Origin of the sequence: Bacillus sp. AFS040349, assembly GCF_002577655.1 — a bacterium.
Classification (GTDB): domain Bacteria; phylum Bacillota; class Bacilli; order Bacillales; family Bacillaceae; genus Metabacillus.
The window spans coordinates 63386-71355 of the sequence record NZ_NUMC01000049.1 but is presented as its reverse complement, the minus strand read 5'-3'; the positions used below and the strand labels follow the sequence as shown (position 1 = coordinate 71355).

At 37.5% G+C, this 7970-nt stretch carries 6 protein-coding genes; all 6 read right to left on the bottom strand.

Annotated features, from left to right (window positions below; all coding sequences use genetic code 11):
* Positions 1-394 precede the first annotated feature (394 nt).
* The 6 genes from COD11_RS12010 to COD11_RS11985 all read right to left on the bottom strand — a co-directional run bounded on the left by COD11_RS12010 (position 395) and on the right by COD11_RS11985 (position 7910).
* Complete coding sequence (locus COD11_RS12010) at positions 395-1531, bottom strand: mannitol-1-phosphate 5-dehydrogenase (RefSeq protein WP_098797158.1); 1137 nt, start codon at positions 1529-1531, stop codon at positions 395-397.
* Between the two features lies 1 nt (position 1532).
* A complete protein-coding gene (locus COD11_RS12005) occupies positions 1533-1964 on the bottom strand; it encodes a PTS mannitol transporter subunit IIA (protein ID WP_098797157.1) in 432 nt (143 codons plus the stop codon).
* Positions 1964-4075 carry a BglG family transcription antiterminator gene (locus COD11_RS12000; RefSeq protein ID WP_176551061.1) on the bottom strand — a complete coding sequence of 704 codons (2112 nt, stop codon included), beginning with the start codon at positions 4073-4075 and terminating at the stop codon, positions 1964-1966. The genes COD11_RS12005 and COD11_RS12000 overlap by 1 nt, the downstream gene beginning before the upstream one ends.
* Before the next feature lie 341 nt (positions 4076-4416).
* A complete protein-coding gene (locus tag COD11_RS11995; protein ID WP_442920002.1) occupies positions 4417-5856 on the bottom strand; it encodes a PTS mannitol transporter subunit IIBC in 1440 nt (479 codons plus the stop codon).
* Between the two features lie 274 nt (positions 5857-6130).
* Positions 6131-6706 carry a hypothetical protein gene (locus tag COD11_RS11990; protein WP_098797154.1) on the bottom strand — a complete coding sequence of 192 codons (576 nt, stop codon included), beginning with the start codon at positions 6704-6706 and terminating at the stop codon, positions 6131-6133.
* Positions 6707-6932: 226 nt separating this feature from the next.
* Positions 6933-7910 carry an HD-GYP domain-containing protein gene (locus tag COD11_RS11985; RefSeq protein WP_098797153.1) on the bottom strand — a complete coding sequence of 326 codons (978 nt, stop codon included), beginning with the start codon at positions 7908-7910 and terminating at the stop codon, positions 6933-6935.
* Positions 7911-7970 lie beyond the last annotated feature (60 nt).

Here is a 7970-nt window from a genome sequence, read left to right as displayed (position 1 = left end):
CATAGCTCTGGCGTTTGTCCATATACCCTCCGAATCGGGACAGAAATCCACTCATAGCTCTGGCGTTTATCCCAATCCCCCCTGTATCGGGACAGAAATCCACTCATAGCTCTGGCGTTTGTCCCAATACCTCCTGAATCGGGACAGAAATTCACTCATAGCACTAGCGTTTGTCCCAATACCTCCTGAATCGGGACAGAAATCCACTCATAGCTCTGGCGTTTGTCCCAATACCCCCTGTATCGGGACAGAAATCCACTCGTAGCACTAGCGTTTGTCCCGATACCGCCAGAATCGGAATAAAAAATTAATCATTCAACAAGAATAAACATCTCCAAAAGACAAAAAAGTGTCGCCATCTTCAAGTGGCGACACTTACTTTTTCAAAATACGATTAAAATTTCTCCGCTACCTTCTCAACCAATGGGTGATCCATAGCTAAGCCTGCAATTTCACTAAATGCAGCTGCTGCACCTTTTTCTTCTATTTTTTGTTTCAGCTCTAAAGATTCCTGATCTTCTTCTGATACGAATTGTAATGCCGCTGCCATAATCTTTACAAGGTTCTCTGGCACTTCATTGAATTCATTTAAGAATTCTAATGCTGGTGCCACAAGTCGGTCTTTCGGTCCAAGCTTACGAATTGGTGCTCTTCCAACACGCTGAACATCATCGACAATATATGGGTTGGCAAAGCGACCGATGATTTTCTCAATGTACGTTTGATGCTGATCTGCGTCAAAACCGTATTTTGACACTAGCACCTTACCTGTTTCACCAAGTGTTCCTAATACATCTTTTTTCACATTGTCGTTCGCAATTGTTTCAGCAATGGTGTTAAGACCTGCCAAGTTACCTAAATAAGCAGTTGCAGCATGCCCTGTGTTCACCGTAAACAGTTTACGTTCAATATATGCTGAAAGGTTTTCAACGAAAAGTGCTTCCTCAATTTTCGGCTGTACACCCTTGATTTGTGTAGAATCAATCACCCATTCATGGAATGGCTCAACAAGGACATCTAAAAGACGTTCGTTGTTTTGATTTGGTACGATACGATCTACTGCAGAGTTCGGGAAGCCGATATGTTCTTCCACCCATGCTTGTTCTTCTTCATTCAGCTTTTCTAACACATGCTTTTTAAGCTCACTGCTTCCACCAACCATGTTTTCACAAGCAATGATGTTAAGTGCTACCCCACCGATTTCCTTACGTTTTTTCAAGCCTTCTGCAATTAAAGGGGCCACAAATTTTAAGATATGTGGACCAACTGCAGTTGTTACGATATCAGCTGTTGATATTGATTCCACAGCTGCATCTGGAGATTGCTGACTGTTAATGCCTGAAACTCCTTCAACAACAGTTTCCTGTTTTTCTTCGTTTGCTAGCATCACACGATATGATTTCTCCTTATTTAATTCATCGATCAATGCTTCATTTACATCCACAAATTTAACAGAATAGCCAGATTGATGAAGAAGTAGGCCGATAAAGCCGCGTCCGATATTACCGGCACCAAAGTGAATCGCCTTCAAGTTAGTTCACCTCGCTAAGAAGTTGAATGATTTCCTCTTTCGTTTGTGCTTGAACAAGTTTTTCAACATTTTCTTCCTCAGAAAGAACAATGGCAATTTTAGAAAGAATGTCTAAGTGCTCGTCGCCTTTACCTGCGATTCCGATTAGAAGTTTTACTGTGTTACCATTGCCGAAGTCAACCCCACCAGGTACTTGAATAACAGATAAACCTGAGTTAAGAACAGCTGATTTTGCTTCTTCTGTTCCGTGTGGAATGGCAACAAAGTTACCCATGAACGTTGAAGATAATTCTTCTCTTTGTAACATGGCTTCGATATAAGCAGGCTCTACATACCCTTTGTCTACTAAGATCTGACCTGTTGCTTTAATTGCCTCTGTTTTATCGCTATATTGTTGATTTAATATGATATTTTCTTGGTTTAAAATACTCATTAATGAACACTCCTTAGGTTTTGAACAAAGTTTGTAAAATATTTTTGACTAATATATTGAATAAGACTACTTTTCGCAGCCGTTTCAAACATGGTAATACTTTCTTGTGATTCAATAATGCTTGCACTGATAAAGCTCATAATCTCCAAATCCTCAGCATCTGCATGTTCAGGCGCAATGAGTAAAAGAATTCTTGAAACCTCGAGCATTTCATTGTCCATCGCCCGTAACATGACCGGGAGATGGAGGTTAAGAACATGAAAGCCTGGTCGGACAACTGTCTCGCTTCTGGCATGAAATAAAGCTAGGTTTGTTTCAGGTATCGCTAGCCCACCAACATGTTCTCGCAGTAGCAAAGCTTCCACAATATCGTTCTCATTATGAACGAACCCTTTTTCTTTTAACCTCTCACTAACAGGTACCAGGATTGACCTTAGATGTTCTGTATTTTTCATTTCAAAAACTTCTAATTCCTCTAAAAGTTTTAGTAAAATGTGTGACTTTCTCGTAAACTGTTGATACTGATCAAAGGTTAATGTTAGCTCTTCCTCGTCTTTCAATTCCTCATAAAAACTTGGACTTGTTGCTATTTCTAAACCTTTCTCTTCAATATAATCTTTTATTTTATTTAATTCATCTGTTGTTAGTATTGGGCTAACAAGCAAATAATCACTTGAAATGTCTTCTATAGGAATGGTAGAAAGAATCAGATCATACTCACTAACATTAATATCTCTCAATTCAAATGCAGATATGTTCTTAAGCTCCGCAATATGCGGAAATTGATTGTTAATCTGTGTGGCAAGCATCTTTGATGTTCCTATACCACTTGAGCAAATAATTAATGCCTTTAATTTTTTCACGGTTTTTCGTTTATTTAGGGCTGCCCCAAAGTGCAAAACTAAATATCCAATCTCTTCATCAGGCACCTTTTCAAACGGAAGACTTACACTTACAGCTTTTTGAACAACGCGAAAAAGCTCTTGATAGTCTCGCTTAATTTCTTGAAGAAGTGGATTAGTAATTTTCATCCCCTGTTTTAGCCGATAAATTGCGGGCTGAAGATGGGCTAGCAAGCCTTGAAATAGAGACTGATCATGCTTTAACCCCTTGCCTGTAAGCTTTTCAACCTGCTCAATCAATCTTTGCACAAGATAGGCAATCTCGACATTTTCATTCTGGATATCCATCTTACCTTCAAATCGAAGCTTTGCCCCCCTTAGATGCATCGTAATATACCCTTTTTCATCTTCAGGGATATCAATATTAAAGGTTTCTTCAAGCTTCATCGCAATTTCATTCGCAAAAGCAAACTCACGGGATTCCTTCAGTTGATCGAGATATTCGCGTTTTATCGTAATGTTTTCACCACGTTGAATTCGTTCAATCGCAAGTGCAAGGTGTACAACTAATCCAACATAGGAGCTATCGGCTAATGGATATGGCAAGCGTGAATTAATCGTATTAATTAGATTTTCTATTATTATAAGTTTTTCTTTTTGAACGAGACCTAGCAGTCGCTCTGAAATGGAATCAATTTTATTCGTAGATTTTCTTTCAATATTTTCTCGAACCATTCGTAAAAAGTCAGGAACATCAAACCGGTTAGAAATCAAGCTAGTGATTGCCTTACGCTTTGCTTCTTCCGCTCCGGTTATCTCTATTCCATAACCTCTTCTTCGAATTAAGTTCAATCCATATTCCTGCACAAATGGCTCTAATTTATCAAGATCATGACTGATTGTTGCCGTTGTCACTCCAAGATCGTTCGCCAATGATTGAAGTTTTATTGGCTCCTGATGATCTAATAATGTACAAAGTGCAACCATCATTCGCTCGTCAGGTGTGTATTCCTTATAATCCTGCTTTTGAATTGAAACTCTTAATTCATGAAGACAACTTTCATCTCCAGTAATTTTAATTCCAATTCCAGCTCGCTTTACCAACTGGAGTTTGAAGTCTTGTAACACAGACTCAATATTATTCAGATCTCTATGTATTGTTCTTTCACTTACATCAATTATGTCAGCAAGCTCCTTAATCGTCACTTCCTGATTTGCTTCTTCAATTAAATATTGAAGAATAAGGCGCTCCCTAGCGGAAACAATCATTCTCATCAACTCGTTTCAACATGAGTTATTGACATAGTTTAATTATAAATGTAGCTAGTATGTAGTTTCAAAAGATAGAAAAAGCAATTTTTTCAGGTATGATGATGACATTATTTAATTAGTGAATAAATGCTTGTTTTATATGTACCTTGCCCAACTTCATATTCCTGCATACTGCTTCAAAAATGCTGCTTATCTGCGGTTTATGAATGTTTATCTTCGATTATCAAAATTGATCTTCGATTAGACAATTCCCGATAACTTCCGCGCCGCCCCCCCAACATTTCACACCTAAAAGTATAAAAAGGATGCGCTACCCAAAGTAATCGCATCCTCCCTAATTATTTTAACTTTTCAACAATCTCATCATATTTCGGACTGTTTAAGAAATTATCAACTGATACGTGATAAGCAGTTGGCAACTTCGCTTTTGCACGATCTGTTAAGTCTTTGTGAGAAATAACGATGTCTGCATCAGCTGGGATGTTATTGATAGATGTGTTCGTTACGTCAACACCTTCAATGTCTGCTTTTTTTACTTTATTTCTTAAAATTGAGGCACCCATCGCACTTGAACCCATTCCTGCGTCACATGCGAAGATGACTTTTTTCACATTGCCAAAATCAAACTCTTCAGTTGAAGTTGCTTCAGTTGTTACTTCAGCACCTGTTAAGTTACCACTTACAGAGCTCTTTTTACCTTTCATTGCTTCCATTTTTTCAGTAGCTGCTGTTAAGTCTTCATCTTTTTGCTTACTTGTTTTCAAGATAAGTGATGCAACTAAGAAAGATACTGCTGCTGCTACAATTACACCAAGAAGAACTCCTACGTAGCCACCTTTTGGCGTCATTGCAAGTAATGCAATAATACTACCTGGAGATGGACTTGCTACTAGACCTGCGTTGAAAACTGTGAATGTGAATACACCACTAATTCCACCAGCGATTGCTGCAAGAAGTAACATAGGCTTCATTAAGATATACGGGAAGTAAATCTCATGAATACCACCAAGGAAGTGAATAATCACTGCACCAGGAGCTGTTTGTTTCGCTGAACCTCTGCCAAAGAACATATAAGCTAAAAGAATACCTAAACCAGGACCAGGGTTTGATTCAAGTAAGAATAAAACAGATTTACCAGCACTTGCTGCTTGCTCAATACCAATCGGACTTAAAATACCGTGGTTAATTGCATTGTTAAGGAATAAAACTTTTGCCGGCTCAATGAAAATACTTGCTAATGGAAGTAAGCCTGCATCAAAAATACCTTGAACCGCACCTGCTAATACTTTGTTTAACCCTTCAACAACTGGACCAATACCTAGTAAGGCAATAATCGTTAAAATGGCACCTAAAATTCCAGCTGTAAAGTTGTTTACTAACATTTCAAAGCCTTGACGAACTCGATCTTTAAATAGTCCATCAACCTTTTTGATTAAATATCCACCAAGTGGACCCATAACCATTGCACCTAAAAACATCGGGATATCCGCACCAACGATAACCCCCATTGTAGCTGTCGCACCAACGACACCACCACGTACGTCATAGATCATCTTACCACCAGTGTAACCAATTAATAGTGGAAGAAGATATGTGATCATTGGACCAACTAAAGCCCCTAATGTTTCATTTGGTACCCAACCTGTAGGAATGAATAAAGCTGTAATAATACCCCATGCAATAAATGCACCTATATTTGGCATAATCATGCCACTTAAATAACTACCAAAACGTTGAACTTTAACACGAAAATCGCCCTTGTTTTGAGTCGTTTCCATTATATTGTCACCTCTTTGTAATATGTGTACTTTCTTGTTTTAATAATAAAGCGATTACAACAACAAAACAATTTAAACTAAACTATATTTTGTCTGACACAATGTTGACAGAATTAATTTTGGAAAGAGTTGTTATTGGTTTGTCAATAGCTAATATTGTCGAAAACACTTTATTCTATTAACTTTTTTAAAATTTTCTTCATTTAAAAAGGAATGAACCTGATGGGAATTTATCAGATCCACTCCTTTGAAAACGCATTCATTTTCATGTGAATTACTTTAAAGAATTAGCCATTTCAACCATCACATCAGCTCCTAATGGTTCCTGACCTTTTAACATATGATGATATAGTCCATACACAGCTCCATTTTCCAAACACTCTATGCCTTCTCCAATATCCAATTCAGCATATTTTCCCATTCTTTTATTAGCAAGCTCCATTTCTTCCACTTGTAACTGCTCATACTCTAATAAGTCCTGTTCTTTCTGAGAAGCAATATAATATAATTCCTCATTTGTTTCTTCGTTGATAAAATGTAACTCTACCCGATGATGTTCCTGATTACCACCAAATTTCGTGATAAGTAAGGTGCCTTCTTCTTTACTTGGTGTAAATGGAAGTTCTTTTAGCTCAGGAATATCTAGGTTTGCTCTGTTCATTGTTTCCTCAACCGTCAACTCTTCGATCCTCTCAAAGCCTGTTGGGGCACTTCCACCAGTATTGCCGCTAGTAAGATATACTGCACCCCCAATAACTAAGAAAGAAAAAATAATAACAAACACATCTAATTTTCTGCTTTTTCTAGTTCTCTTCATGATCCTTAGGTTATTATTTACGTTTACTTCCACACTCAACATTCCTCCTAAAAATTTTCAAATAAATTTTTCTACCCTCCTTTCGCCCTAGTATATTATATGAAAATACCTATATATCCAATCATTTACATTGTTAACAAAATCTTCATCTCTTTTTGAACTTTCTTGTTTTTATGAAACAATCCCTCTCTTTCTTGCGTTATATCATTTTTGTAAGCCAAAAAAGCCCAGAGTCTACGTTTGACTCTGGGCTTTTCCACTAATTAATAACTTTTGATATTAAAACCGAAGGATTTTCTGCAAGATTCAATTCTTTTCCACTTTCTAAAAAGCGAATAACTGGTCGTTGTAAATGAGTTTTTATTCCTATCACAATCGCCTGCTCACCTGTATAGAGCTCCACTTTTGTACCTGGTAGATAAGAAGGAACACTGTTCACAAATGCCTGAACTACTTTGTGAGAATATTCATCATCACTTTTTGTCATAATCAATTCTAACGCTTCATGTGGAGGCAGTTTTTGATTTGAAAGCATACGATCATACAAGTTTGCTATCCCACAAATTTGCGGAAATTCTAATACTTCTTTGTCCTTAAGTCCCCTAGGATAGCCTTTTCCATTTAATAGCTCATGATGTTGAAAAGCAACATGAGCAGATAGTAAACTAATTTCGCGACTTTCCTTAATCACCTCAAAGCCTTTTGCAGGATGTTCTGCTTCTTGATCTGTTACAGCCTTTCCGATATCATGCAGCAACGCCCCTATGGCAAGATCTCTTAACTGAACAGGAGAATAACTCATTTGCTTTGATATTTGTAAACATAACAATGCTACGTTTACAGAGTGAGCATATTTCTCCAATCCTTCTGAAATAGAGGTTGTTGGAATTAAAATGATCGTTTTAAGAGCATTTACTTCATGGATAAGAGTCATGGCAGCTTTTTGAATAGCTACAACATTTAATCTTTTTCCTTTTTTCACATCTTCAAATGCTTCTTGCACAACAGCAATTATATCCATCCAAGTTGGCATGTCCAGCATTTCATCCAATGTAATTCCAAATGACTCAGCATCTTCTACCACAAGAGTTGTTACTCCAATTTCTTTAATACGTTCCAAATAGTTAGGATGAATTGTACGTCCTGCTGCTAAAAGGATCCGTCTCATCCGATCATAAACAGGCATTGCCAATTGCATGGCCTGTGGGTTGTAATCCTCTATATCAATAAATCTCATGATATCCTCCTTGTTGCTATCTTTCTATGAAAATTAGTGAGTATCGGGACAGGACCTTTC